The sequence below is a fragment of the Chryseobacterium sp. Leaf394 genome (assembly GCF_001424105.1).
In the GTDB taxonomy this organism is placed as follows: Bacteria; Bacteroidota; Bacteroidia; order Flavobacteriales; family Weeksellaceae; genus Chryseobacterium.
In genome coordinates, this window is the sequence record NZ_LMQH01000011.1 from 1,996,198 (window position 1) to 2,022,873 (window position 26,676).

The 26,676-nt window shown below is 36.6% G+C and carries 28 protein-coding genes; 16 read left to right on the forward strand and 12 right to left on the reverse strand.

The features are described 5' to 3' along the window. The first annotated feature begins 73 nt into the window (after positions 1-73). Positions 74-457, forward strand: a complete 384-nt coding sequence (locus ASG21_RS13840) for an acyl-CoA thioesterase (protein WP_056032228.1) — start codon at positions 74-76, stop codon at positions 455-457. Positions 458-562: 105 nt separating this feature from the next. Here the strand turns inward: ASG21_RS13840 and ASG21_RS13845 are convergent, their stop codons facing one another. Then, a complete protein-coding gene (locus ASG21_RS13845; RefSeq protein ID WP_056081252.1) occupies positions 563-799 on the reverse strand; it encodes a hypothetical protein in 237 nt (78 codons plus the stop codon). A gap of 255 nt (positions 800-1,054) precedes the next feature. Then, entirely contained in the window at positions 1,055-1,645 is a 591-nt protein-coding gene (locus ASG21_RS13850; protein WP_056081255.1) for an HD domain-containing protein, read from the reverse strand. Between the two features lie 328 nt (positions 1,646-1,973). Here ASG21_RS13850 and ASG21_RS13855 point away from each other — a divergent pair, with 328 nt between their 5' ends. The 9 genes from ASG21_RS13855 (at position 1,974) to ASG21_RS13895 (ending at position 10,184) form a co-directional block, all read left to right on the forward strand. Further along, on the forward strand, positions 1,974-2,303 hold the full coding sequence (locus ASG21_RS13855) for a PadR family transcriptional regulator (RefSeq protein ID WP_056081257.1): 330 nt from the start codon (positions 1,974-1,976) through the stop codon (positions 2,301-2,303). 11 nt (positions 2,304-2,314) lie between these two features. Continuing rightward, positions 2,315-4,039 carry a PspC domain-containing protein gene (locus ASG21_RS13860; protein ID WP_056082417.1) on the forward strand — a complete coding sequence of 575 codons (1,725 nt, stop codon included), beginning with the start codon at positions 2,315-2,317 and terminating at the stop codon, positions 4,037-4,039. A gap of 310 nt (positions 4,040-4,349) precedes the next feature. Further along, positions 4,350-4,943 carry a 1-acyl-sn-glycerol-3-phosphate acyltransferase gene (locus ASG21_RS13865; RefSeq protein WP_056081260.1) on the forward strand — a complete coding sequence of 198 codons (594 nt, stop codon included), beginning with the start codon at positions 4,350-4,352 and terminating at the stop codon, positions 4,941-4,943. A 169-nt stretch (positions 4,944-5,112) separates the two neighbouring features. Continuing rightward, the gene (locus ASG21_RS13870) at positions 5,113-5,541 is read left to right on the forward strand and encodes a PaaI family thioesterase (protein ID WP_082482457.1); all 429 of its coding nucleotides are present in this window, start codon (positions 5,113-5,115) and stop codon (positions 5,539-5,541) included. A 120-nt stretch (positions 5,542-5,661) separates the two neighbouring features. Next, positions 5,662-6,120, forward strand: coding sequence for a protease complex subunit PrcB family protein (locus ASG21_RS13875; protein ID WP_056081270.1), 459 nt, complete (start codon positions 5,662-5,664; stop codon positions 6,118-6,120). Positions 6,121-6,170: 50 nt separating this feature from the next. After that, entirely contained in the window at positions 6,171-7,232 is a 1,062-nt protein-coding gene (locus ASG21_RS13880; RefSeq protein ID WP_056081272.1) for a hypothetical protein, read from the forward strand. Between the two features lie 4 nt (positions 7,233-7,236). Continuing rightward, the gene (locus ASG21_RS13885) at positions 7,237-8,316 is read left to right on the forward strand and encodes a sigma-70 family RNA polymerase sigma factor (protein WP_056081274.1); all 1,080 of its coding nucleotides are present in this window, start codon (positions 7,237-7,239) and stop codon (positions 8,314-8,316) included. Positions 8,317-8,327: 11 nt separating this feature from the next. After that, positions 8,328-9,185 carry a hypothetical protein gene (locus tag ASG21_RS13890; protein WP_056081275.1) on the forward strand — a complete coding sequence of 286 codons (858 nt, stop codon included), beginning with the start codon at positions 8,328-8,330 and terminating at the stop codon, positions 9,183-9,185. A 24-nt stretch (positions 9,186-9,209) separates the two neighbouring features. Beyond that, the gene (locus ASG21_RS13895; protein WP_056081276.1) at positions 9,210-10,184 is read left to right on the forward strand and encodes a chorismate-binding protein; all 975 of its coding nucleotides are present in this window, start codon (positions 9,210-9,212) and stop codon (positions 10,182-10,184) included. A 52-nt stretch (positions 10,185-10,236) separates the two neighbouring features. Here ASG21_RS13895 and ASG21_RS13900 read toward each other — a convergent pair whose 3' ends face one another. From ASG21_RS13900 to ASG21_RS13940, 9 genes are all read right to left on the reverse strand, one after another. Beyond that, positions 10,237-10,431 carry a hypothetical protein gene (locus tag ASG21_RS13900; RefSeq protein ID WP_056081277.1) on the reverse strand — a complete coding sequence of 65 codons (195 nt, stop codon included), beginning with the start codon at positions 10,429-10,431 and terminating at the stop codon, positions 10,237-10,239. Between the two features lie 3 nt (positions 10,432-10,434). Next, a complete protein-coding gene (locus tag ASG21_RS13905; protein ID WP_056081279.1) occupies positions 10,435-11,040 on the reverse strand; it encodes a MarC family protein in 606 nt (201 codons plus the stop codon). Between the two features lie 43 nt (positions 11,041-11,083). Then, positions 11,084-12,823 (reverse strand): BatD family protein, encoded by a 1,740-nt coding sequence (locus ASG21_RS13910; RefSeq protein ID WP_056081281.1) that lies wholly within the window; start codon positions 12,821-12,823, stop codon positions 11,084-11,086. Further along, on the reverse strand, positions 12,823-13,560 hold the full coding sequence (locus tag ASG21_RS13915) for a tetratricopeptide repeat protein (RefSeq protein ID WP_056081284.1): 738 nt from the start codon (positions 13,558-13,560) through the stop codon (positions 12,823-12,825). The genes ASG21_RS13910 and ASG21_RS13915 overlap by 1 nt, the downstream gene beginning before the upstream one ends. 99 nt (positions 13,561-13,659) lie before the next feature. Further along, complete coding sequence (locus tag ASG21_RS13920; protein ID WP_056081288.1) at positions 13,660-14,667, reverse strand: VWA domain-containing protein; 1,008 nt, start codon at positions 14,665-14,667, stop codon at positions 13,660-13,662. Then, the gene (locus ASG21_RS13925; RefSeq protein WP_056081290.1) at positions 14,667-15,656 is read right to left on the reverse strand and encodes a VWA domain-containing protein; all 990 of its coding nucleotides are present in this window, start codon (positions 15,654-15,656) and stop codon (positions 14,667-14,669) included. Before ASG21_RS13925 ends, ASG21_RS13920 begins: the two co-directional genes overlap by 1 nt. After that, positions 15,649-16,548 carry a hypothetical protein gene (locus ASG21_RS13930; protein WP_056081293.1) on the reverse strand — a complete coding sequence of 300 codons (900 nt, stop codon included), beginning with the start codon at positions 16,546-16,548 and terminating at the stop codon, positions 15,649-15,651. Before ASG21_RS13930 ends, ASG21_RS13925 begins: the two co-directional genes overlap by 8 nt. A 29-nt stretch (positions 16,549-16,577) precedes the next feature. Beyond that, positions 16,578-17,441 carry a DUF58 domain-containing protein gene (locus ASG21_RS13935; RefSeq protein WP_056081296.1) on the reverse strand — a complete coding sequence of 288 codons (864 nt, stop codon included), beginning with the start codon at positions 17,439-17,441 and terminating at the stop codon, positions 16,578-16,580. 104 nt (positions 17,442-17,545) lie between these two features. After that, positions 17,546-18,550, reverse strand: coding sequence for a MoxR family ATPase (locus ASG21_RS13940; protein ID WP_056081299.1), 1,005 nt, complete (start codon positions 18,548-18,550; stop codon positions 17,546-17,548). Positions 18,551-18,734: 184 nt separating this feature from the next. On the opposite strand from ASG21_RS13940, the gene ASG21_RS13945 reads away from it, so the two are divergent. The 6 genes from ASG21_RS13945 (at position 18,735) to ASG21_RS13970 (ending at position 25,535) form a co-directional block, all read left to right on the forward strand. Further along, a complete protein-coding gene (locus ASG21_RS13945; RefSeq protein ID WP_056081303.1) occupies positions 18,735-19,205 on the forward strand; it encodes a DinB family protein in 471 nt (156 codons plus the stop codon). Positions 19,206-19,333: 128 nt separating this feature from the next. Continuing rightward, positions 19,334-20,080, forward strand: coding sequence for a 23S rRNA (guanosine(2251)-2'-O)-methyltransferase RlmB (gene rlmB, locus ASG21_RS13950; RefSeq protein ID WP_056081306.1), 747 nt, complete (start codon positions 19,334-19,336; stop codon positions 20,078-20,080). A 102-nt stretch (positions 20,081-20,182) separates the two neighbouring features. After that, positions 20,183-21,229, forward strand: coding sequence for a DUF6263 family protein (locus ASG21_RS13955; RefSeq protein WP_056082420.1), 1,047 nt, complete (start codon positions 20,183-20,185; stop codon positions 21,227-21,229). A 67-nt stretch (positions 21,230-21,296) separates the two neighbouring features. Beyond that, positions 21,297-21,527, forward strand: a complete 231-nt coding sequence (locus ASG21_RS13960; protein ID WP_056081310.1) for a hypothetical protein — start codon at positions 21,297-21,299, stop codon at positions 21,525-21,527. Positions 21,528-21,564: 37 nt separating this feature from the next. Further along, positions 21,565-24,099 (forward strand): YfhO family protein, encoded by a 2,535-nt coding sequence (locus ASG21_RS13965; protein WP_056081314.1) that lies wholly within the window; start codon positions 21,565-21,567, stop codon positions 24,097-24,099. Between the two features lie 119 nt (positions 24,100-24,218). Next, positions 24,219-25,535, forward strand: coding sequence for a glycosyltransferase family 4 protein (locus ASG21_RS13970; RefSeq protein WP_056081317.1), 1,317 nt, complete (start codon positions 24,219-24,221; stop codon positions 25,533-25,535). Between the two features lie 238 nt (positions 25,536-25,773). Here ASG21_RS13970 and ASG21_RS13975 read toward each other — a convergent pair whose 3' ends face one another. After that, a complete protein-coding gene (locus ASG21_RS13975) occupies positions 25,774-26,409 on the reverse strand; it encodes a hypothetical protein (protein WP_056081319.1) in 636 nt (211 codons plus the stop codon). Positions 26,410-26,676 lie beyond the last annotated feature (267 nt).

Sequence of the window (26,676 nt, forward strand, 5' to 3'; positions counted from 1 at the left end):
CGGGAATTATCCTTCCTGAAAGATTCTTTTTGTTTCAGTAAAGTTCATTTTTCGCATAAATTTATAATGAAATATGACTACAGAAGAAAGAATTGATGCCTCGGAAACCAGAATTTTCAAAGCCGTTTTCCCCAACACAACCAATCATTACGACACGCTTTTCGGTGGAACCGCGATGCAGCTGATGGACGAAGTTGCCTTTATTACAGCCACAAGATTTGCAAGAAAACGCGTGGTAACTGTAAGCAGCGACAAAATTGATTTTAAAAAACCAATCCCCGCCGGAACTATTGTGGAATTAATCGGAAAAGTTTCCCACGTTGGAAAAACGAGTATGAAAGTGAATGTTGAGATTTTCACCGAGCAGATGTATTCTTACGAAAGAGAAAAAGCAATTACAGGCGATTTTACCTTTGTAGCCATCGACGAATTTAAGAAACCAATTCAAATTTTATAATAGATGAGCGGTAGTTTTCGACTGCCACTTCGTCACTTTCAGTCTTTATTTAAAAGGTTTCGGAAAACTTAATTGTTCGCCGAAACCTTTTTCTTTAAATAAGATCTAAATTTCCTGATCTGAAATTTCCACTAAAATATCCATCGGAACACTTGTAATAATCAGTATTTCATGATTTTGTTCCCGAATTACAACATCTGCATCAGAAAAAGTTCCATCGGAATTCTTTCTTTTAATTTTTAAACTTTTTGCATCTAAAAATTTTGCCGGAATCGACAGTGTATAATTGTTTTCGCTTTGATGATAATCAAACTCTTCGCGATTGTATTCTTTTGTCTGCATTGCTTATTTTTTGAAATAGAAACAATCTGCACACCATTTTTTCCGCCTCCCGAAGATTGTGCGGATTTTGCATATGAAATTTTATGAAGAAAATGCTTCGACAGGATCAGCATGACATCTCTAATACTAAACGCTTAAGCTACGCATTGTCAGGCTGAGCCCGTCGAAGCCTTCGTGTTTTAAATAAAATTTGCGATCAGACTAAAATTTAAAAAGAAATCAGCTCAATCACCAAAATCTGCGTGAGATATCTAATTATTTTAAAACCTTCGCCGATTCCAGATTGAGATTCATTAAATGGTGAAAAGCCTCTTCCATCTCTTCAGATGCTCTGCAAATGGCATTTTCCAATATCTTTCTTACCTGTACTTCAGTGACTTTAGCTTCAGTCCAGCTTTTTCCCGAAGTATGAGAGTTTAAAATAAAAGGCATGATTCTGTCGATGGCGCAGGCAAAAATAGCGTCCGGCGTCTCTTCCTCTTCAAATTCCATCCAGAGATTAAAGAATTCTGAACGGATCGGTTCATCCAAAATTCCGAAAATCTTTAGGGCAGACAGTTTTTCTCTTTCAAATTTACCAACCATTGCAACTTCATCAAAAATAAAGGTGTCGCCCGCTTCAATTTCCACCAGATCATGTATGGAAAGCATTCTGATCACTCTTAGAAGATCAATATCTGCCCTGTTTTTGGCGTAAGGAAAAAGAATTTGTGCTAAAATAATGATCTGCCAGGAATGTTCTGCCGTATTTTCTCTTCTGGAATCATCGGCGTTGTAATTTCTTCTCTGAACGTTTTTCAAAGCATCAACGGCGATGATAAAATCGATTTCTTTTTGGATTTTCATCTGTAGATTTTATTTTTTTTTAATTGTCAGATGTTATCGCCAAATCTTCGTAGTTGCTTGCTTATAAAGTTCTTTGTTGGGCGATTTCATGGTTCAAAAATAATAAATATGGATGTAAAATTGGGTTTAATTAAAATTAAAAAATTCTTAACTAAAATTTATTTAACTGAAAATCAATACTTTAAATAATTTAAAAAATTAATTTAACTACTTTGTATTGCATATTACCATCTTTATTACATATCTTTGTAATGTAAAATCGGAATAGGCTCACTGGCCAGGAACTGATTTCTGAAAATTATAACCAATTAATAAAACCTCTTTAACAATGAATACCGAAAATACCAAAGCGCAAATGCGAAAAGGGATTCTGGAATTCTGTATTTTAAGCCTTATCAACAACAGAGAAATGTATGTTTCTGATTTGATAGACGAGCTGAAAAAAGGAAAACTGGATGTTGTGGAAGGAACCCTCTACCCGCTCCTTACAAGATTGAAAAACGGAGAATTTCTCTCCTACAGATGGGAAGAATCTACCGGAGGACCACCGAGAAAGTATTATCAGATCACAGAAAAAGGAAAAACTTTTCTTGCTGAACTGCAAAACACATGGAAAGAACTTACAGATTCTGTAAACCACATCACTCAAAAACTTTAAAAACAAAAGCTATGAACAAAACACTCTCAATAGGACTGGCAGGTTTTTCTTTTACAATAGAAGAACACGCATATATAAAGCTCAGCGATTACCTGAATGCTCTCAGAAGCTCTCTGGATGCAGCTGAAGCAGACGAAGTAATGCACGATATCGAAATCAGAATGGTGGAAATCTTCAGAGATTTGCTTGGAAAGCGTGAAGTGATCAATGACAGTGATGTAGAAAGAGTAATCACTCAAATCGGTTCCCCTGAAAAAATTGAAGAACAAGAAGAGGCTTATTATTCTGAAAACAATACCAAAACAAAAACTACAGGAACAATTTATTCCGACAGAAAACAACTTTTCCGTGATCCTGAAAGACAGAAAATCGCAGGTGTATGTGCAGGTTTGGCAGCATATTTCGGAATGGATATCACTGGCATGAGACTACTTTGGATCGGCGTATTTTTGATCCTGTGTTTTGGAGCTCCAGTAATGCTTTTTGTTCCGTTGTTGTACGTTATTCTCTGGGCGATTCTGCCAAAAGCGGCTTCAGCTTCAGATTTTTTAAAAATGAAAGGCAAACCTTTGAATTTTGATAATTTAAAAGAAGAATCCAGCAAGATTGTACAATTTGCAAATGAAGCCGGTACGAAAGCGGGAGAAATTTATATTGAAAGTAAACCCTACATCAATAATACCAGCAGCGGAATCTGGAATGTTTTAAAATACATCGTCGGAGCTTTCTTCGCATTCATGGCGATCAGCAGTATCATAGGTGTATTCGTGGTTTTCGGACTTTTTGGGATTGATTCTGATTTTCCTGGAGCCAATGAAATGAAATTCTATTTTGACGACGACGGTTTATACAATCTTTTTGTTGCGATCTGTGTGATTGGATCTTTAATTCCAGCTGTACTTTTCAGTTTATTAAGTATTAAAATTTTCTCACCAAAAACTAGACTTAGAAATATCGGATGGGTACTTGGAGCACTTTTCATTGCAGTGATTGGCCTGGGAGCATTCTTCGGAGTGAGTGTTGCAAAAAGAGAAATGATTTATAAAGGTCATAAAGAAGATGTGGAAGAAATTGCCATCAATACTTTATCAGACACCCTGTATGTTGACATGAAAAACGTTACGATTCCTCAGAATTTTACGGCTTATGATGATGATTTGTATTCTGACAAAGTTTCTGTTTTCGAAAAAGACTGGGTTCATGTGGATGTTACAAGAAAAGCAAACATTAAAACACCTTATCTGATCGTAAAAAAAGAAGCGAAAGGTTACAACTTTCCTATCAATGTGAGCGTTCCTGTAGAAGTGATTGACAATAAAATAGTTCTTCCTAATTATATTAAATATCCTTACGGACAGAGATTCAGAGACTACAGCGTAGATTACGAACTCGTAATTCCTCAGAATACAATAGTTATTGGATTAAAAGATTACGGTTTGAATTTTAACGGAGATTTAAACAACAACGGAATCAACGATGATGAAGAAGACAACGATATGGAAGTTGGTGACAACGACAACTCAGTGAAAATTGAGAAAAACAAAATTACCATCAACGGTTCAACGATTGAATATACCGAAGGCGATAAAGACAGCGTCATCATCAATGGCAAAAAATATCCGAAGGAAAAAGCAAAACAGATGATGGATTCTGTGAAAGTGGATTTCGAAAAAATAAAGGATGTGGACATTAAAATGAATGCCAACAAAAAAGAAATCTCTATACAAACCAAATAACCAACCATCGAGAGTGGCAGAAGGTGTGGATGAATAGCCAATTGTTTGAAGTTCACACCCTTCTTCTCTCAGAATAATCACAAAAAAATCAACTTTTTGTGTATTATCAACAGAATTTTTCTTAAATTCGTACAAAATTAATTAACCCCAACACAAAAAAATTTAAAAAAATGGTACAACTCGTTTTAGAAATTGCAGTAGTGATAGCTGATTTCATCAGCAGTCTGTTTTAAGAGCCATAATATTTCAATATATTTGTAAAGTATAACCATGATGTTGGTTATACTTTTTTGTTTTAAACTGAATCTTCATGAAAAAGTTATTAGGTAAACTGATCTTAAAAACCATAGGCTGGAAAGTCGTTTTGCAGGGCGATGCCAACGTTCTCAACAGATGTATTCTCGTGGTTGCTCCACACACCCACAATTCTGAATACCTACTGGGAAACCTCGCCTACTGGGCGTTGGAAAAACCTATCAAAATTATTATCAAAGACGCTCACACTAAGGCCTGGTACGGCTCTGTAGTGAAAGGTCTTGGAGGTGTGGGAATCGACAGAAGCCAAAAAAATGACCTCGTAAATTTTGTTGCTAAACAGTTTGAGAAAGAAGATTTCAGTTTGGTAATTACACCGGAAGGCACCAGAAGCTGGGTTCCGAAATGGAGAAAAGGATTTTACCATATGGCTTTGGCAGCAAAAGTTCCTATCGTTTTGGCTGCCGGAGATTTTAAGCGGAAAACAATGTATTTGGGCTACACTATTTCTTATGAAAAACTAGCATCATTACCTTACGAAGAAATCATGCAGGAAATTGAAGATTACTACGTAAAATATGACATCGTTCCAAAAATCCCAGCCAACTGGAATCCGGACATCACGGGGAGCGGGCAAGTGGGGAATTAGATGCGGGTTACGGGGATTGCGGGTTACGCGATTTGGGATACGTGATTCGAGTACCCAAATATTAACCTCCGAAAACAATCGCAATGTGCGATAAGCCATAAGCCATAAGCCATAAGCCATAAGCCATAAGCAAAATTACCTATTAATCATTACTCATAAAAACATGTACATAAAAGACAAAACCAAAGAAGAAATATTAACGTTCATCAACAATTGGGGCGAAGAAACTTTTGCAAAAACACTCGATATTCATTTTACCGACATTGATCTTGAGAATGAAACCTTAACAGCCACAATGCCTGTTTTACCGCGAATTCATCAGCCTTTCGGGATTATGCACGGCGGAGCAACCTGCGTGTTGGCTGAAACAATGGGTTCAAGCCTCTCTAATATTTTTATTGATGGTGAAAAGTATTTTGGAGTGGGCACCAATATCAATTCCAATCATCTTCGCGGTAAAAAAGATGGTGTGGTAACCGGTTTCGCAAGGTTTATCCGAAAAGGAAGGACCATGCACGTTTCAGAAATTGAAATTAAGGATGAAAAAGGAAATCTGATCAGTCATACAACGATGACGAATAATATTATTAACAGATAATCCTACCCGACTGAAAAATATCTAAGGTTCAAAAATATTTGAGCCTTTTTTGTTGCATTTCTGCAACCTTTTCATTTTTTTTCATCTTATATATAATTGAAACTCTTAAATTTATACATCATGAAAAAAATTGTATTCCTTCTTCTTTGCTCTGTTTTTTTTATTCTGAATTCATGTCAGGATGACGAGCAGAATGCAGTTGCACCTGTGCCCATGAACTTTTCATTAATTGGAAAAGGAAATTTTTACGGTGGAACTTATGTAACACCACAAAATTCAGTAATTACCAATACTGCCGACTGGAATAATTTTCTTGCGCAGGCAGATGCAACCAACAATGTTTCAGGAAGTTTTACTGAAACCAATATCAATTTTAACCAGTTTATGATTCTCGTTGCAGTTGATCAGGTTCAGAATAGCGGTGGTCATTCCATCGACATTATGACTGCTGTTGAGCACCCTCTAAACATTACTGTAGAAGTAGACAAACTTCTCATTGGAGATGCCACAACCGTAATTACACAGCCTTATCACATTGTGAAAATTCAGAAAAGTACAAAACCTGTAATTTTTCAATAATTTATCTGCAACCTTTTTACATTTTTCCATCTTTAGAGAAAAGAATAATTATGAAAAATTTAATCTTACCATTTTTACTTTCATTGACTTTTGTTTTTTCATGTACAAACAGTGATGACAATGAAACCTTAGAAAAAAATATTCAGTCCTACGATGTCTACGTTGGAGGGGTAGATGAATTTCATGCATGTTACTGGAAAAATAACCAGAAAACGCTTCTTTCAGGTGGTGAAAACCTTCAGGGTACAAGCATTACAGTCGATCAGGGAAATATTTATATGTTAGCAAATAATATTCAAAAACTTGGAGGAAATCACGTAATACCTGCATGGTATTTCTGGAAAAACGGTAGCAGATACAATCTTGCAGAATATCTTAATGTTGCACCCAATAATATGAATGAACATGATAATCTCCAGATATGGAACAATATGACTGTAGAGAACGGAAATGTTTATTTCTTTGGAGTTATAAAAAACCCTTCAACAACTTCCACATCAGATCAGTACCAGATATGCTACTGGAAAAACGGAGTTAAAACTGTATTGGAAAATACAGACTATTACGGTTCTTTTACGGGTTGTTTAAGTGTTTATAATAACGATGTCTACGCGGTAACACGCAGAAATATTTCACCTTCCGGCGGAATTTTTAACTGGGAAACTGTACTTTATAAAAATACTGTTTACGCTTCTCTCTCAAACAACACCTTCCCTAAATATTTTCTGAAAGACAATTCAGGGATTTCAATATTTACACTGAGTTCTAATGGAACTCCATCTGTAAAAAATATCATTAACAATACTGAATTGACGATTCCTGCGTCTATTACTCCAAGTGAAATTAAAGATATTGTTTTGGATAATTCAGACCGCTATTTTATAGGTAGTACATTCTATTATAAGAATGATGTGTTAAATCAAATCAGTGATTCAAATAATTTTACCAGTATAGGCCATTTTGTTTCAAAAGATCAAAACATATACATGACAAGATACAATACAGCAGTTGGTGGAAAGGCAGTAAAGTTTTATGTAAACAATACTGAAATGCTGTCTCTTCCGGATGTTTCGCGGGGATGTTTCAATTCAATTTTTGTAGCTCCAAATTAAATTAATGGCTGAAAAAACCTTAAACTGGCAACAAATTTATACAGACTATTCCCCAAAACTTTTGGGGATTTGTCGCAGGTATATCACAGATCTTCAGGCTGCGGAAGATATTGTGCAGGAAAGTTTTATGACGGCGATGCAGAAAAACCATCAGCTGAAAGATGAAAAAGCAATTTTTGGATGGCTCAAAAAAATTGTAGTCAACAACGCTTTACAGCTGATCAGAAAGACCAGCAAAGAACATTCTTTTACAATCGAACCTTCAGAAATTCCAGATACTTTCACCGAAATGACAAACTCTGCCACCGACGAGCAAAAACACATTTTAGCATACGATTTTACAAGAGAACAGCTGTTACAGTCTATTGACAGTCTACCTTCGCAGCAGAAATCAGTTTTCAATCTTTATTTTATCGAAAATTATTCCCATTCAGAAATTTCCGGATTGATGAAAATTCCGGTCAACACTTCAAAATCTCATCTGTTGCGAGCAAAAAAATCGGTGCAGAATTATCTGATGACTCATTTTGTAAATAAAGAAACTCCAAAAAACAAAACGGCTTTGTTTCTTATTTTTTTCGGGTTGGGAAACAGTCTTTGGGGACGCACTTTCCAAAGCAAATTTTCAGATTTTGCGATTGTACCTGAAAAGAGTTTTGAAATTCTCTCACATTCAGGCAAAAACCAACTCAGCTTTTCTTCAGGCAAAAGTTTTTGGAAACAGTGTATGATCTTTGGAAGTACTGCTGTAATTACCGTTACAGGGTCAATTCTTTTCTTTAATAAGAATAATTATTTATCAAAAACATCTTCTTCCAATATTTCAAAACCAGTCAGTAAAAAAGAAACACCAAAAATTGCAACCCTGGAAATAGAATCCGATAAAGAAGTTCAAACCAATTTAAGTTCCATAAAAACAGTTTCTGAAGATGTTGATCCGGTGAAAACTGAAAATGTAATAGAAGAAAAAAAATCAACACCAACGCACATAAAACCAGTAAAAGATTCAGTAGAAAACCCCGTACAGCAAGTTGTTGTAGTAAAAAAAGTTATTCAGAGAGATACTGTTTTTATTGAAAGATAAACTGCTGAATTATGATGCAAAGATTCCTGATATTTTATTTTCTGATTAGCTTAACTTCCGTGTCTGCCCAACGGAAAAAAGTGGATACGGTCTATGTCTATGAGAAAGTAGTCGTGTATGACACCATTTATCTGGAAAAAGCTGTCCGTTTTAAACTCACCGATATTGGTATTCCAAAAATTTCAGCAGGAGAATTAATCCATAAACAAATTCCGTCAGAAAAATCTGATAACATTAACAATACGCGAAAATGGAACTTCGGAGCCGATGCCGGGATAGGAATGAAAGAAAATATCTGGTCCGAAAGCACATCCGGGAGAAATCAGTTTGGTGAAAACATTGGTCTGTGGATTTCACGAAGCTTTTTTAAATCAAAATTTTCGCTTCAGCTGTCGGCAAATCTCTATCACTGGAATCAGACTTTTGAGCTTGATGCCACTAAAAATGAGACGTTCCTCAATGGTTTTTATTTTACGGAAGACAATCAGCCCATTCTTTTTCAAAAATTCAATGATGATCATCTTGAATTCGCGATGAACTTAAAAGCAATTTACGAATGGAAAAAACTCAGACCTTTCGCAGGAATTTCACTCAACCGGAATTTATATAAAATGAAATTTCTTGTTCCTGAAAACAGAATTTTGGCAAGAGAAGAAGATTTTACCAGCAATCAAAACAATTTTGGTTTTACCTTCGGATTGCAGTACAGACTTTTAGGAAATCTGTTGCTCTCGGTGGATTATCAGCAATATCAACTGAACGGATTTTCTTTAAAAAACAATGACTTTCGTTTTGACATTTTTAAGACTAACAATACCTTTGCTGAAAGAAAATTTGGTTTAGGAATCACGTATTTTATTTCTAAATAAAAGTTTTTAAAATGCTTCACCATTATGATTTATTTCAAATTTCCATTCGACGAAAAATTATACTCCACAGATGAAAATTCAGAAATTAATTCTGTTGTTTTTCACAGTTTTAATAATGATAAAAAAATAGAAATATCTGGGAAAATCATTGAAAAAAATCAGTCAGATTTTAATAGTTTACAGTTAAATTCTCAGATTTTAGCTGATGACGATACTCAATTCATGGCAGAAAGCAAAGAAGAATATCTTCAAAAGCTGCAAGATGTGATTGAAATTATTAAGGAAAACAATCTTCCAAAACTGGTACTTTCAAGACGGAAAATAGTCGACGGTTTTAAAGAGATTGATTTAAAAAGCAGCTTCGACAATCTGTGTAAAAATTATCCTAATGCGTTTAAATATTTTTTCATTCACGGTGAATCATCATGGATAGGCGGATTTTCTGAGGTTTTAGGAAAATTCAACAAGTCCACCCATGAATTTGAAACGATGAGTATTGCCGGAACAATTCCTGTTTCTGAGGAATGGACTGAAAAAGAAATCGAGGAACAGAAGCCGGTTTCAGCCTTCATCAGAACGATTTTACAGAAATACAGCGGTACAGATTCTGTTGAAGAGTCAGAAACTTACGACCACATTTCCGGAAATATCAAACATTTAAAAACAGATTTTAAAATAAAGATCAATCCTGAAAATTTAGATTCAATTATTCAGGAACTTCATCCAACGCCTGCTGTTTGCGGAATTCCAAAAGATTTTTGTGCTGAAATTATTGAGAAAGTTGAGAAATTTCCTAGAGAACTCTACGCCGGTTATATCAGAATTGAAACAGACGATTACATTCAGTATTTTGTGAATCTGCGTTGTGCAAGACTGTATAAAAATTCCGTTCATCTCTTTGTGGGAGGCGGCATCACAGCACAAAGCAGTCCGGAAAAAGAATGGAAGGAAACCGAACTGAAATCTGAAGCCGTTCTGAAAAATCTTGTATTTAAATAACGAAAAAGCCTTTCATTTCTGAAAGGCTTTCTGATTGAATAATAAATCCAAATTATTTTTTTACACTGATTTTACTCCATGTATTCAATACGAAAATTACTGCGATGCCCAAAATACCGGCGATTGCAGAGAACACAAATTTAGAATTGTCTTCTTCTGTCAGTTTCAAATTCCAATCTATTGCGTAAACGTTGATTGCTGTAAACACAATAAAAATAACTAAAAATACTTTATAAAATTTCTGCATAACCTAAAAATGAATATAATTCTGCACCAGCTGTGTAAAGTTGGCCGTAAATAATTTAATTGAAATCGCAAGCAATATAATCCCGAAAACCTTCTGCAGAATTGAGAGCGTTGCCTCTCCCATTCTCTTCTCAAGCCACGGCGCAGATTTCAGCACCAAATATACGAAAATTGTGTTGAGTACGATTCCTAAAATGATGTTAATATCATGAAATTCCGCACGTAAAGACAGCGTAGTTGTCAGGGTTCCTGCTCCTGCAACCAAAGGAAATGCAATAGGAACGATTGATGCAGCTTTAGCTTCAGTGGTTTTATTGATTTCGATACCGAGAATCATTTCGAGCGCAATAATGAAAATAACAAATGCTCCAGCAACTGCAAACGAGTTGATATCTACACCAATAAATTTCAAAAGTTTATTTCCAACAAACAGGAAAGAAATCATAATCAAACCAGCAGTAATGGATGCTTTCTTGGAATCGATATGTCCGAATTTCTGCTTTAAGCTTACAATAATCGGAATTGAACCAAGAATATCAATGACCGCAAAAAGTACCATGAAACAGGTGATTATTTCCTTGATAGAAAAACCGTCAAAAATTTCACTCATAATCAATTTTTAATAATTTCGCAAAATTATGAATAAAAAATGATTATTTGCTAATTTTAGAATAAATATTAACGATATCTTTATACAGCTCATCAAGAGACTGCTCAGAATGTACAGGTGAATATTTCTCCATTTGGATGCGCTGCTGCAGATTCTGATACTCTTCTGCTACCGAACGGCCTTTGAAGTTTTCGATAAATGAAACGAAACTCCCTCCCTGACCTTCGAAATACTCACTTCGCACTTCAGCATCCAATTCTGCAACGGTAGAAAAGAAGGCGTCAAAATTCTGTTCTTCCTTCAGATTATTTAGATATGAAAAATAATCAGTGGTATCCGTTTTAAGTCTTTCTCTTATTTCAGCTTCGGTTTCAGCTACAGAACCCAAGGGTTTACTGCTTACGCTTTCAGCAACCAAACGCTGTTTTTTTTGCCATTTTCTAAATGCGAAATAAAGCATCAGTAATCCTGCAAATATTGAAATATTGATTAGTAAAATATTCCAGTTGAACTTTCTTTTTTCTTTTACTTTAAATGCTGTCGTTTTCAAAACCGGACTGTCCACCGTTTCAAGGAAATCATTGGTGTAATCATTCATCTTTTCAACCGTGGTTTTACTGTCATAAAGCTGTTCCGCTGTTAACGCATTTAAGACTAAAGACTTGCCACCGAGAGCAACATACTGCGCATTTTCGGGATCAAAGAATGAAAACTCCTCAGTTTTAATATTTAAAATACCGGCTTTGTGTGGGATAATGATGTAATTCGCAGAAATATCTCCTGTGAAACCGCCTTCGCCAACAACAAAATTATTGACAATTTTCGGCGCATAGATTTCATAATCCTCAGATTTCGCAATTTCAGGCAAATGCATATTCGCCAGATTACCTTCACCCGAAACCTTGACAGTGACATTAATAGGTTTTTTAGCTTCAACTTTTTCGTCAGTAGATTTATAAACATCAACCTTAAATTTACCAACTGCATTTTTAAAACCCTCAGGAGCATCTGCAGGAAGTTTTTTTACATTAAGTTTTACCTTATTGGAAACTATTTTATTGCTGTTTGAATACGAACTCACCGATGCCGAAACCGACGGAACTTCCACATAACCTGATTCATTTGGAAAAACCATAAACACAGCGAGTATCTGTGTCGGCATATTTGAAATTCCGGTAGGATCAATTTCAGATTTATTAAAATTAATGGGATGAACATCCAGATGATCTTCTTCCGGAAGTCTGATGTTTTTTACCCTTCTCAGATTATCAATATTTCTTGAGTATCCACGCAGGATAGCGACTGTTGGCTGATCCTGATAGACTTCACGGTCGTCTATTTCCATATTGAGATAAACATCATTGGAAGCAACGGCCTTTGCAGGAACCTTTTTCTCTATATCCTTAATGAAAATGTCGAAAGGCTCGGTTTTGTAAATTTTATTGTTGATGGTTACCAAGACAGATCCAATCCTGATTTTCCCTTTCTGTTTGGGCTCAAGAGCGATTCTGGTGATTGATTTCGAGGCATTGATATTACTTTCAGGATCTAAAAGCCCATCACGGTAAGAACCACTTCCCACCATATTAAATTTTGACAGATCAGGTAATTTCAAGGGGCTTTGCTGAACGAGATCGTCACCGTTAAGTTCAAGAACGATCGTAAGATTTATCACATCCCGGCCTTCGTAATCAGATTTGTCTGATTTCATCGTCAAATTGACCTGACCATAAGTAGCTATGGAGGTCAATAATATCAGTATGTAAATAAATTTTTCTTTCATCACCAATCTTTCTCGTTGCTCTCGGGCATCGAATAAGAATTGTCATTTAAAATTCTTCTTGCAGTCTGTTTTTCTTTTTCACCAATATGGTCGAGTAATCTTTTCTCGTTTTCCTTTGAAAGTCTGCCTTCGGTATTACCCTTTTTGGCATCTTCAGGATTTTTCCCTTCACCTTCATTCTGCTGCCCTTTTCCCTGACTTTGATTTTTGTCTTTGCTATCGCCGTCTTTTCCCTTGTTCTGATCATCGCCGCCGCCCGATTTTCCGGAGCTGCTGCTTTGATCTTTATCTCTCTGCTCCTTTTTCAGTTTGAGCATTGCAATTTCGTAATTCTTTCTCGTCGGTTCACTGTATGGTTTCTGTTTCAAAGAACCTTTGTAGGCGTCTGCTGCTTTTTCGGCGTCATCCAGTTTCATATAGGCGTTTCCAAGATTGTGCAGAGCTGCTGCCTTATCCTCAACATTCTGTGCCAGTTTTTCAGCTTTTGAAAATTCTGCTTTGGCGTCTTCAAACTTTTCACTTTTATACAGTGCGTTTCCAAGATTGTAATGTGCCGCAAAGTCTTCACCATTCACTTTTACCGCTTCTGAAAATTTAGATGAAGCACCGTCATAGTCTTTACCTTTGAATTTCACATTGCCTTCTTTCACCAGTAATCTGTATTCTGTCTGGCCAAAAACTGAATTCTGGAACAAAAAAAACATGAGAAACGACAAAAAGAATATTTTAGTATTCATCTATTGCAAAATTATTCGTTTATATGTTAATAAACAGTGTTTTAATTGTTAAAGTTGGGTTAAAGTAATAACATCAAATTAAAGATATTCTGATGAGTTTTAAATTGAAAAATCTCTTTTTGGATTGAATAAAAATATTATCAGAAAGAAAAATATCGATACACCCAGAAAATACTGATAGTAATGGTTGGCATTCTGTGAATTGACAGAAGTCTGAGACATACCACCTTTGCGTTTTAAATCTTCAATGATACGATCCGGTGCATCTTTCATTGAATTTCCGTCAATGTAGCTTCCACCCGTGGATGCAGACATATTTACAAGCGCTTCAGTCTGTCTTTTTGTGACAACCATCTGACCTGAATTGTCCAGTTTATACCCCATCAGCTGACCGTTTTCATAGGTGGGAACGGGAGCGCCTTCTTCGGTGCCCACTCCTACTGCAGTGATTGAAATTCCTTCATTGTTGGCCAGTCTCACCGCTGCATTATCATTTCCTTCATTATCTTCCCCGTCGCTTATCAAAACTACCTTTCTTGAACCTTTGGCCACATTTTTAAATTTCTCTGAGGTAATCTGAATCGCATTTAAAAAATCAGTTCCCTGAACCCTCATTGCTGTGGTTTCAATTTCACTCAAATATGTTTCAGCAGCACCATAGTCTGTGGTTAAAGGCATTACAGAAACTGCATCTCCAGCAAAGACCACAATTCCAACCTTGTCATTTTTCATTTTCTGCATTGTATTGATCACCAGATTTTTCGCCTGATCCAGACGGCTCGGTTCAATATCTTCAGCGTTCATTGAGTTTGAAATATCGAGAACAAACATTACATTGCTCAGTTTCTGTTCAGATTTTACGGTTTCAAAACCATTCAGCAAATCTATAATCGAGAAGATTAAAAATAAAACAGCCATCAGATATAAAAACGGAAAGAATTTTACGAAAGATGAATTCTTTTCAAACAAAGTCTCATGGAATTTCGACTCTGCAAATAATGCCTTTCTTGCCTTTTTCCATCTTAAAAACCTGATTACGATGAAAGACAGCAGCGGCAAAAGCAGCAGCAAAAATAAATACCAGTAATTTCCCAGATCCCAGCTCATCAGTTTAAAAATTTATATAAAACCCATCTCAAAAGCGCATCAAAGAGCAGAATCCCGAGTGCTATCCACAGAAAAAATCTGAAATGTTCTTCGTAATTAAACGTTTTTGAAGATTTGACATCGGACTTTTCAAGAAGATTGATTTCATTGTAAACAGCTTCAAGTTTATCGCCTGAAGTTGCACGGTAATATTTTCCTCCGGTGATTTGGGCAATCTCTCCCAGCGTACCTTCATCAATAGTAACGGGCATTTCGTTGTAAATATATCCAAACTCATCTACTCCCGTCGGCATCAGTGCATATCCTTCAGTTCCAATCCCGATACAGTACACTTTAATGTTGCTTGATTTTGCTAATTCGGCTGCCAAAAGCGGAGGAATTACATTTTGAATATTGCTTACTCCATCGGTCATTAAGATCACAATCTTACTTTTAGCTTTGCTTTGTCTCAGGTGATTAACAGCGATAGCCAGGCCTTCGCCCACAGCCGTCCCGTCCTCCATCTCACGCTGATTGATGTTCTGAATCTCGTGAATCACTGCATCGTGATCGAACGTCAGCGGCATTTTCGGGAAAGCTTCCAGTTTATAGGTAACCAGACCGATTCTGTCGTTGGGTCTTTTATTGACGAAATCGACGGCTATATTTTTTAAAACAGATAATCTGTCAGGTTCAAAATCTTTTGCTAACATACTCAGAGAAACGTCTACGGCAAGCATGATATCAAGCCCTTTCGTTTCATCCTGATCCTGACTGATCGTGAAACTTCTCGGTCTTGCCATTGCGATAATCAGACAGCTCAGGATGAGATATTTTGAAATTTTCAGAAGAAAAAGAACAGCTCTGATGCCACTTCGGCCTTCCATATTTTTGGTAGAGGGCACAACGATTCCTTTCCTTTTCTTCCTGCTCAAATCTAAAACTAAGAGTGGCAGAAATACAAGAAAGAGCAACAAAAACCACGGACTGTAGAATTCCAGATTAAACATCTTTTCTCAGATTTTCAAATTCGATATCTTTTACAGAACGTTCCACGACGGTTTTAATGTCTGAAAAATCTTTCTGCATCGTGTTTTCGTCCGGAAATGTTTTGGCAAATTTTACCAGATCTCCACGGACGAAAACTTCTTCAAGGATTTTTTCATTGTCAGGAGAGATCGTATTGTTTGCTTTCATTGCATCAATCAGATCATCGGTAAGCAGAACTTCCGCAGGCAACTGATATTGAGTGGTGATAAACCGCCTTGAAATGTCTATTAATTCCACATAAAAAGATCTGAAATCTCCGCTTTCTATATATTTCTTTTTAATCAAAACTTCCAGTTCCTTTAAAGTAAGATTGGTGGTAATTTTAGGTGATGTTTTTTTCACTCTTCTTCCGTATTTCAGAATGATGATAACAGCAATGATTAAAGCAATAACCGCCAGTGCGGCGAGAATATAGAACTTATACAGTTCCCAGTAATCTGCCATTTCAAGATCAACTTCTTTGTTGCTCATAATGTCGTTGATCACATCTTCCTTTGTAGCTGTATTCACCACTTCAATTTCGTAAGCAGGAGTTTTAAGAATTTCGTTTCCCACTTTAAAATCAAGTTCGGGAATTGTAAATTTTCCTTCCTCAAAAACGGCAAATTCTATTTTTCTCTCATAGTAATCATCTGCAGAGCCGATACTGTCTTTAATTTCTTCAAAATGGAAAGGCAAAAGTTCATTTTCACGGGCGGAATTTACTTTTTCGCCGTTAAGATATTTGATTCTGATCGTCAGCTGATTGGTTTCCCCCAATGCCAGCATTTTTTTCTGCAGGTTCGAGGTAATCATCTGCGCCAGTGAAAGCGATGAAATGAGTATTGAAAGTATGAAAAGTATTTTTTTCAATTGAAAATTAAATTTTAGATATCATTAAATTATTTTTTCTGAAAGTATTGATAGAGCAATTTCGAGTATTCCGTTCCGCTTCCAATATTTAAAAATCCGGCTGATGAATCGGCAAAATCTTCTTCCAGTTTTTTCATTTTTTGTTTTTGAGACTCAGCATAAGTATAGCGCCATCTGGCTGCGGAAGTATTGACATAAATTTCTCTTCCGGTTTCAGAATCGTGCAGCAAAGCATAACCTACATCGGGAATTTCATTGTCTTTTTCATCAAAGACACGAATGCCCAGAAGCTGATGTTTTTTAGAAGCAACTCCAAGAATTTTGGAATCGTAATCATCATTAAAATCAGAAAGAAGAAATACCAGCGACTTTCTTTTGAAAATTCCCATCATATAATGAAGCGCATAGTCGATTTTAGATTCTGCCTTAACATAATCTGCTGTCAGAATACTGCTGATCATAGACAAAACATGCTTTCTTCCCTTTTGAGGAGGAATTACTTTATACACTTTATCGGCAAATAGAATCAGTCCTACTTTATCATTGTTTCCGGCTGCTGAAAAGCCTAAACTTGCCGCAATTTCTGCTACATATTCCCTTTTGAGCTGATGTTTTGTACCGTAATTCATGGAGGCTGAAATATCCACCAGAATCATCATAGTAAGTTCCCTCTCCTCTTCCATCACCTTTACAAAAGGCTCCTGAAAACGGGCGGTTTTATTCCAGTCTATTCTTCTGATTTCATCACCAAACTGATACTGTCTCACTTCAGAAAACGTCATTCCCTGTCCCTTGAAAGCCGAGTGATACTGCCCCATCAGCGAATTTTCCGTTTTCCTTCTGGTACGGATTTCAATCTGCTTTACTTTTTTGACGATGTCTTTTATCTGCATGCTGATAATTCAAAATTTAAGATTCAATATTTAAAATTAAAACTGAACTTCGACAATCACGAATCTGAACAGTTTTGAATTTTAAATTTTAAACCTTGAATGTTCTAAGGTGCCTGAATTTTAGCTAAAATTCTCCGTACAATTTCCTCGGAAGTGATTTCTTCGGCTTCGGCTTCGAAAGTCAGTCCGATTCTGTGCCTCAAAACGTCCTGAGCCAATGCTTTTACGTCTTCAGGAATCACAAATGCTCTTCCTTTTAAAAATGCATATGCTCTTGAAGCGATGGCAAGATTAATCGACGCTCTTGGCGAGGCACCGAAACTGATGTAATTTTTTAATTCCGGAAGTCCGTACTTCTCAGGGAAACGGGTGGCAAAAACCATATCAAGAATGTATTTCTCTATTTTTTCGTCGAGGTATATTTTGTTGATCAGTTCTTTTGCATCAACAATGTTCTGCAGCGAAATTACCTGCTTTACTTCCTGCGGCTGCGATGTTGAGACCATTCTCATCACTGATCTTTCGTCCTCAAATTCGGGATAATCAATCGTACATTTCAACATAAAACGGTCACTCTGAGCTTCAGGCAACAGATAAGTTCCTTCCTGATCGATTGGATTCTGAGTGGCTAAAACCAAAAATGGTTTTGGCAGTTTCATCGTTTCATCGCCTATGGTAACCTGCTTTTCCTGCATTACTTCAAGCAAAGCTGACTGCACTTTTGCCGGAGCACGGTTGATCTCATCCGCAAGCACAAAGTTGGCAAAAACAGGTCCTCTTTTAATAGAAAAATCGTTTTCCTTAATATTATAAATCATCGTTCCTACCACATCAGCAGGCAGAAGATCCGGAGTAAACTGAATTCTTGAAAACTGCCCGTGAACAGCATCCGCAAGAGTTTTTATTGCTAAAGTTTTCGCCAGACCGGGAACGCCTTCCAAAAGAACGTGACCATTTCCCAAAAGTCCTACCAAAAGACGGTCAATCATATATTGCTGACCGATAATTACTTTATTAATTTCCTGCCTCAGCAGTGTAAAAAAATAATTCTGTTCCTTCACTTTTTCGGTAAGCTGACGGATGTCTTCTGCTTGAAATGTATCTGACATAAGTTTATTAAATAATTGGTAAATTTCTGATAAATACTTGCATTTGCCAACACAACAAATGCCATTATTGAGTTAAAGTTTGTTAAATCTAAAATATTTTGAGCATTTAAAAAGTTTAAACTGAGGCTTAAAATTGTCGCATCCACTTTATTAAACTATTTTTGGAGATTAAAAATTCTGTACGATGAATTATCATTTTCAGGCACACAGACAGGTGAGAAAAAACCTCCTTCACATCCTTCAGGAAACTTCACACGAAGACCTCCTGCTGATTCCGGATGGTTTCAACAATAATCTTTACTGGAATATTGCCCACACTGTCGCAACACAGCAGCTTCTGCATTACTACCTGAGCGGTAATCCGTTCAGAATTGACAAATATTGGGTAGAAACGTATAAAAAAGGAACACTTCCCAATCTGAATGTGCAAAAGTCTGAAGTTGAAGATCTTGAATTTCTTCTTACAGAAACTTCAAAAATATTAATGAAAGATTTTGATGCCGATCTTTTCTCAGATTACACTCCATATACCACAAGTTTTGGAATGGATTTAAAAAGCATTCAGGATGCCATCATCTTCAACAACATGCATGAATCACTGCACTATGGATACGCTTTGGCGCAGAAGAGAGCTATTTTAGGAGAAAAAGATTAAAGGAAGAGCCAGGGAAAAAGTTAAAAAATCCAAGGCTGATTAAAAGATAACAACTAAGAAATTATGAGATTGCTTCGTTCCTCACAATGACGATCTCAAATTTCAAATTTTAGATTTCAAATTAAAGAATGAACGACGATTTTATATTCGGGTTGCGTCCCGTACTGGAAGCTATAGAAGCAGGGAAAACGATAGACAAAATTTTTGTACAAAATGCTTTGCAGGGAGAAATCTATGCTGAACTGAAAGCGGCTTTGGCAAAAAACAAAATCCGTCCTAACTACGTTCCGGTAGAAAAGCTGAACCGTTTTACAAGAAAAAACCATCAAGGAGTGGTGGCATTTATTTCTGATGTGCCTTTCCATAAGATTGAAAATATTATTCCTGAACTATTCGAGGAAGGAAAAACTCCTTTCATTTTAATTCTCGACAGATTAACGGACGTAAGAAACTTCGGAGCGATCTGCAGAACTGCAGAATGTGTGGGAATTGATGCCATCGTAATCCCTGAAAAAGGCGGTGCACCTGTAAATTCTGATGCAATCAAAACTTCTGCGGGAGCATTATACAACATTAAAATCTGTAAAGAAAATAATCTTGCTCATGTAGTGGATTTCCTTCAGCAAAGTGGAATCTCTGTGTTTGCCGCATCAGAAAAAGCTCAAAAATTAATTTATGATGTAAATTTCACGGAGCCGTGCGCCATCGTTATGGGGAATGAAGAAATCGGAATTTCCAAAGAAGTGCTGCATCACGCAGACGAAAAAATAAAATTGCCGATCGAAGGGAAAACCCAGTCACTCAACGTTTCTGTAGCTTGTGGTGCAATTCTGTACGAAGCTGTCAGACAGAAACACATTAAATCAAACCTTTAAATTTTTTAATAAAATTCACGAAATCGCCTTCATTTGGAAGAACAAAAACCAATTAAAACAAAAGCGATTGCAAATGGTGAATTAACAACAATAAATATAATTATGAAAAATATAGCAGCTTTTGCATTACTTTCACTCGCATTGGTATCGTGCAAAAAAGAAACCGCAACCATCACCAAAGTAGATCCTAAAACAGGAAAAACAATCACGGTGGAAGTGCCTGCAGATTCTATAAAAAAGGTGGAAGCCAACCCTGCAATCAAAGATTCGTTGGGTGTTTTTAAACAGACTTTCAAACTTAAAAAAGGAGAAACATATCCTCTTACAACCTATCAGAGAGATGTAAGAACGATGACCGATCCTTCCGGAAAAACGATTTCCGGAACCAGCGATTCTACAGATGAGATGAACTTTACTGTAAATGATGTGAAAGGCAATATTTACGATATCACCATCAATTTAATTTCAAAAAGAAGCTCACAGAATTCTCAGGGAAAAACAATTGCGGTTGATACAAAAGCTGAAGCTCCGAAAGAAGATCAGTTGAAAATGGTCTGGAACATCAACAAAGCTTTGGTAGGAAATAAACTTCAGATGAAAATGGATGATCACGGTAAAGTGATTTCTATTACAGGATTTGAACCTATTTACAAAAAAATTGCTGACGTTGTCGCCAAAATAGTAAAAGATAAAACTCAGGAAACAGGCGTTGTTGAAAGTTTAAAACAAACCTTTAACGAAAAAGTTTTAAAAGAACAGTTTGAGAAAAACCTAACTGTAATGCCTAAAAAAGGAGTTAAAATCGGTGAAAAATGGACGTTAAGTGAAAGTGCCGATGATGCCGGAAAAGTAAAAGTTACCTCAAACTACCAATTAAAAAGTGTAGGAAACGGTATCGCAGAAATCTCTGTAACTGGCGGAATTCCGAAGAAAACTGAAAAGCAGAAACAGGGTGAGGTCACTCACAGCTTAAGCAGCGAACTTTCGCAGGACGGCGTGATCAAATTTGACCAGAATACAGGCTGGATTACACACCAAAATATCAGCGTAAAAACCACACAGGTTGAAACAATTGCCAATGCAAAGGAATCACAGTCGATGAAAAGTGTTTCTAATTCTACGGTGATGGTGAATCCGTCTGCGAAATAAATTAATATTTAGGATTCCGATTGCAGTAAATCTGAATCCTTGAGTTTTAAATCTTAAAAAAATTATTATGAAGTACATTATTGAGTTCATCCTCATCACAATAATACTGTTTTTCGTCTGGAATATTCTGAAAAGAATTTTCTTCAACAAATTTTACAAATACACAGGTCTCAGACCCCAGGAAAGAGCACCAAAAGAGGAAGTGAGAAACTCAAAAACAACCATTGAGAAAAAAGTAAAATGGGACGCAGAAACTGTGGAATATGAAGAGGTGAAGGAAAGCAAAGACAAAAGGTAATCACTCAGACCAATTATAAAAGATAATAACCATCAGCATGGCAAAAAATAAAAACTTAGTTTACATTGCAATTTCAATCGTTGCATTCTTGGTTTTGGCATTTTTATATTCAACGCCGGTACTTACCGGAAAGCAGCTTTTTCAGCATGATATCGTGCAGTATCGTGGAGGTGCAAAAGAACTCATCGATTACAGAGAAAGTTTCGACAAAGAAACCTACTGGAGCGACTCTATGTTTGGAGGAATGCCAACTTATCAGATGGGAAGCCGTTTTGAAGGCGACATCATCAAAAAAGTAGACAGCTATCTGAATATTTTGCCAAGACCTGTGAATTACATGTTTTTACTGTTCGCAGGATTTTTCCTGTTGGGAATGGTTGCCGTCCGAAACTGGAAATATGCGCTTCTCGGAGCCACATTTTTCGGGCTCTCCACTTATTTTTACATCATTATTGCCGCCGGACACAACGGAAAAGTGAATACAATAGAATATTTTGCACCACTTCTGGCCGGAATTCTTTTGGTTTATATTCGTAAAAAATACATCCTCGGATTCATTGTCACTACCCTTTTCTTCGGATTACAGGTTGCTGCAAACCACCCGCAGATGACTTATTATTTGTTCATGGGACTTGGATTTTTGTTTATTTCTGAATTAATCAGAGCAATTCTGAAAAAAGTTCCGATGAAGCATTTCCTGATTTCATCGGGAATCATCGCCTTTTCATTGGCCATCGGTGTTGGGATGAACTCTCAGAGAATCATGGCCAATTCCGAATACATCAAAGAAACAGTAAGAGGCAAACAGATTTTAAATACCGAAAATAACACCGCAGGTAACTCTGGAATGGATAAAGCAAGCATCCTAAATTGGAGCTATGGCCAGCTTGAAACCCTGAACCTTTTTATCCCAAGATTGATGGGTGGAGGAAGTCAGCAGGAATTTTCTGATTCCTATCCTAATAAATTGAGAGAATCACTGGCTACTCAAACCAATGACGATAGTCAGATTGAAGAAGGTGTTCAGAGTATCGTGCAGCAAACAACACCTTACTGGGGCGATCAGCCCGGAACTTCAGGGCCTGCTTATCAGGGAGCAGTAGTTTGTTTTCTGGCATTGTTAGGTTTTTTCTTCGCGCCAAAAAAATACCGTTACTGGATCTTGGGAGCAACGATTTTAACAGTTCTTTTAGCTTGGGGAAGCAATTTTATGCCGTTGTCGGATTTCTTCATTGATTATATTCCATTTTACAGTAAATTCAGGGCACCATCGTCTATTTTGGTCGTTGTAGAATTACTTTTCCCGCTTATTGCAATTATCGGTTTGTATAAATTTTTCACAGATTCTAAATTAACTGATGAGTATAAAAAGAAAATTTTGCTTTATGTAAGTGGTGCTACTTTAGGTTTAACTTTAATTTTGCTTCTTTTCGGAAAATCTTTACTCGGATTTACGAATGATTCTGAAAAAGAAATTCCGAATTTTATTTTGGATGTAATTATTGAAGACAGAGTGAAATTATTCAGAATTGATGCCTTCAAAGCACTGATTTATGTCGGAATCACCGCAGCCGTTTTATTTTTAGCTTTAAAACAGAAACTCAATCAAAACATCGCACTCTTAATCATCGGAGCGGTAAGTTTATTTGATTTATGGAGTGTCAACAGAAATTATCTGAATGATAAGAATTATGTTGATGCCATCTTCGCAGAAAACCCATTCCAGACAGAAGGCACAGATTACTTAGCCGAAAAAGTGGGCGACAACCCTAATTTACAGTCAATTTTGGCAAGCATTCCTGTCAACAAAACATTGGAAACCATAGCTCAGAAAGACACGAAACACTACAGAGTTTACAATCAGGTTTTGGGTGTTACAGGAGAAACAAATACCTCTTATTTCAGACCGTCTATCGGTGGGTATCATGCAGTGAGGCTCAGAAGATATGATGATTTGATGAATGCCTACATCACGCAGCCAGACAGCGCAAAAACGCCTAAAATTCTGAATTTACTCAATACAAAATACATGATTTTTGGAAAACCTTCAGAACCGCAGGTTGTTCCAAATCCTAATGCCAACGGAAATGCATGGTTTGTAAGTGATCTGAAATTTGCCGCTAATCCAAATGAAGAGCTTGCTTTGGTAGGTGAAGTTGACAATAAAAAAACCGCTGTAATCAATACGGAAGACAAAAAATATTTTGACGGTAAAAATCTTCAGTCAGATTCTACGGCGACTATCAATTTGACAAAGTACGAGCCCAACGAACTTGAATTTAAATCATCTTCAAAAACGCCACAGCTGGCAGTTTTCTCTGAAGTATACTATCCTCACGGCTGGAAAGTTTCGGTTGACGGAAAGGACGTTGATTATGTGAAAGCTGATTATCTGTTACGTGCTGTGCACGTTCCGGCGGGAGATCACAACATCAAAATGGTTTTCGAACCAAAAGTCATTGAAACCGGAAAATGGATTTCATTGATCTGCTTCGCCCTATTTATTTTGATAAGTGCCGTGGGAATTTATTTTGTTTACCGCAAAAGAGAAGAAGCTCCAAAAATCGCCTAAAGTCATTGTGGAGAGGAGCGGCAGTGTGTTCCTGTTATTCAGGAAAGAGTCCGTTGAATCTTTGAACTGTTGTTGAAAAACTGATTCTTCCGTCGCAATGATAATCTGCAAAATTTAGAATGGAATTAAAGAAAATCCTCATCATTACTTATTACTGGCCACCTGCAGGAGGTCCTGGCGTTCAGCGTTGGCTGAAGTTTGCTAAATATCTTCCGGAATTCGGCTGGAAACCCATTATTTATACTCCAGAAAATCCAAGTTATCCTTTGCTGGATGAAAGTTTGATGAAAGACGTTCCCGCAGATTTGGAAATTATAAGAACAAAGATTTGGGAGCCTTATCAACTCGCTGAAAAGCTCAATAAAAGCAATAAAAAATTTAAGGCCGGACAGTTTGATGTCGGTCAGAATCAAAGCTGGAAGTCTAAGCTTTCGATTTGGGTAAGAGGAAATTTTTTCATTCCCGATGCACGGGTTTTTTGGGTAAAACCTTCTACGCAGTTTCTGGAAAAATATCTTCAGGAAAATAAAATTGAAACAGTTGTAACAACCGGCCCGCCCCACTCGATGCATTTGATTGGTTTAAACTTAAAAAAGAAATTCCCCGAACTGAAATGGATTGCAGATTTCCGGGATCCCTGGACGGAAATTTCCTACTACAAGCATTTAAAACTGACCAACAGATCAGATAAAAAACACCGTTTTCTGGAAAGTGAAGTTTTCAAAAACGCAGATATAACTCTGGCGACAAGTTACACCGATGCCGAAAACTTCCGAAAAAACGGAGCCAGCGCCTTCTGCATTACCAACGGCTTTGATGAAACAGACTCCAACACTCAAACCCTCCAACCCTCCAACCCTAAAACCCTAACACCTTCAAACCCTCAAACCAAATTCACCCTCAGCTACATCGGAGTTCTGGAACAACTCAGAAATCCTGAAAATCTTTGGAATGCTTTAGACAATTTGGTGAAAACAAATGCAGATTTTGCAGAGAATTTCAGTTTAAAATTTGTCGGTAGAATTGATGATAAAATTTTAAATACAATAGAAAATTCACGTTTAAAAAATCATGTATTAAATCTAGGTTATCTTTCGCACGATAAGGCGGTTTCAGAGATGTCAGATTCTGATCTTTTGCTGATGACCAATTTCCCGAACGAGTCGTCAAAAGGCATTATCCCGGGGAAAATATTTGAGTATCTGGCTGCCGGAAAACAGATCATTTCATTTGGACCTGACGAAGCCGATGTTGCAAAAATTTTGTTTGAAACAAAAGCCGGAAAGCATTTCAGCTACAATGATTCCAAAGAAATTGAAGATTTTATTCTGGAAAAATTTGAGTTGTGGAAAAACGGAAATCTTTCAGAAAACACACAAAATATTGAGCAGTTTTCCAGAAGAAATTTAACAAAACAACTTTCAGAATTACTCTGATTTGATGATTCAATTTAAAAAAGATTTCAATTAAAAAATAATAGTTTTACCAACTCATCTCAGATGAAAATTAAAAAGCTGGCGTGCAATAAGTCAAATGCACGCCAGCTTTTTAATAAACGCACGTCAGCTTTTTGGAAAAGCACGCAAGCTTTTTAAAAATTCATGCGTGCTTTTTAAATTGCAAGCCTGAATTTTATTTTTAATGGTGATCATTTATTTACTCAGTGAAGAAGATTTAAATCGTCCATTCATCATTGATGACAGCAACTAAATAATATTTGCCTTCAAACTCTTCGAAAACTAAGCGAAGTGCATTCCAGTCCATTCCACTGCTTTTCTCTGAACCGGAAATGTAATTTTCTGTAAAATTGGTGCTGGGATATATTTCTTTCAGATTATTGAGCGAATTTCCGTTTCCAAGAAATTTGTTGTAAGCATATTCTGACTTTGTGAAATCTTTTTTGAATACCCAGTTTTTCATATACTGATCGATGGTGGCTTTATAAATTTCTCCCGAACCGTCGCGTGATCCCCAGGTAAAAATCGTTTTGGTAGGATAATATTTCTCAAAATCTGCCCTTGAAAAATGTTTATCTTCAGTTTTATTCACAAATGCATACATAGAAAATCTAATCCCCTTCTGTGGGTGAATATATTTCGCAAAAACATCGTAAAAATTGACTTTCAAGGCTTGTAAGATCTCGTCGTTGGTTTTCTTTAATGCAACTTCCGTTGAAAATGATTCCTGTTTGGTTTCCGTTCTCTCATTGGATCTTTTAAGGTTGTCTGTTGATGCTGTCGGACTTCTGTCCTGCTTTTTATCACAGGCTAAAACTGCAAAAATAGTTAGTAGTGCAAAAGCTTTTTTCATTGTAAAATTTCTAAAAAAAGTCCAAATGCAGTGCCAGTTTTGAGTGGGAGGGTTGAAGAGGTGGAGGGTATGTGAGTGGACGGATATGGGTGTGTGAGTTATTCTTTACATCCATAGAGAATAAGTATTCCGGCAATTGCTATTTTCCCTGATTCTGTGCTGTTTTTACTGTTGGCTTTTAGTATTTTTGATATATGGAAATTTTGGATATTCTCATTATCGGAGCCGGACCGATTGGTTTGAACTGTGCGCTTGAATCGAAAAAAA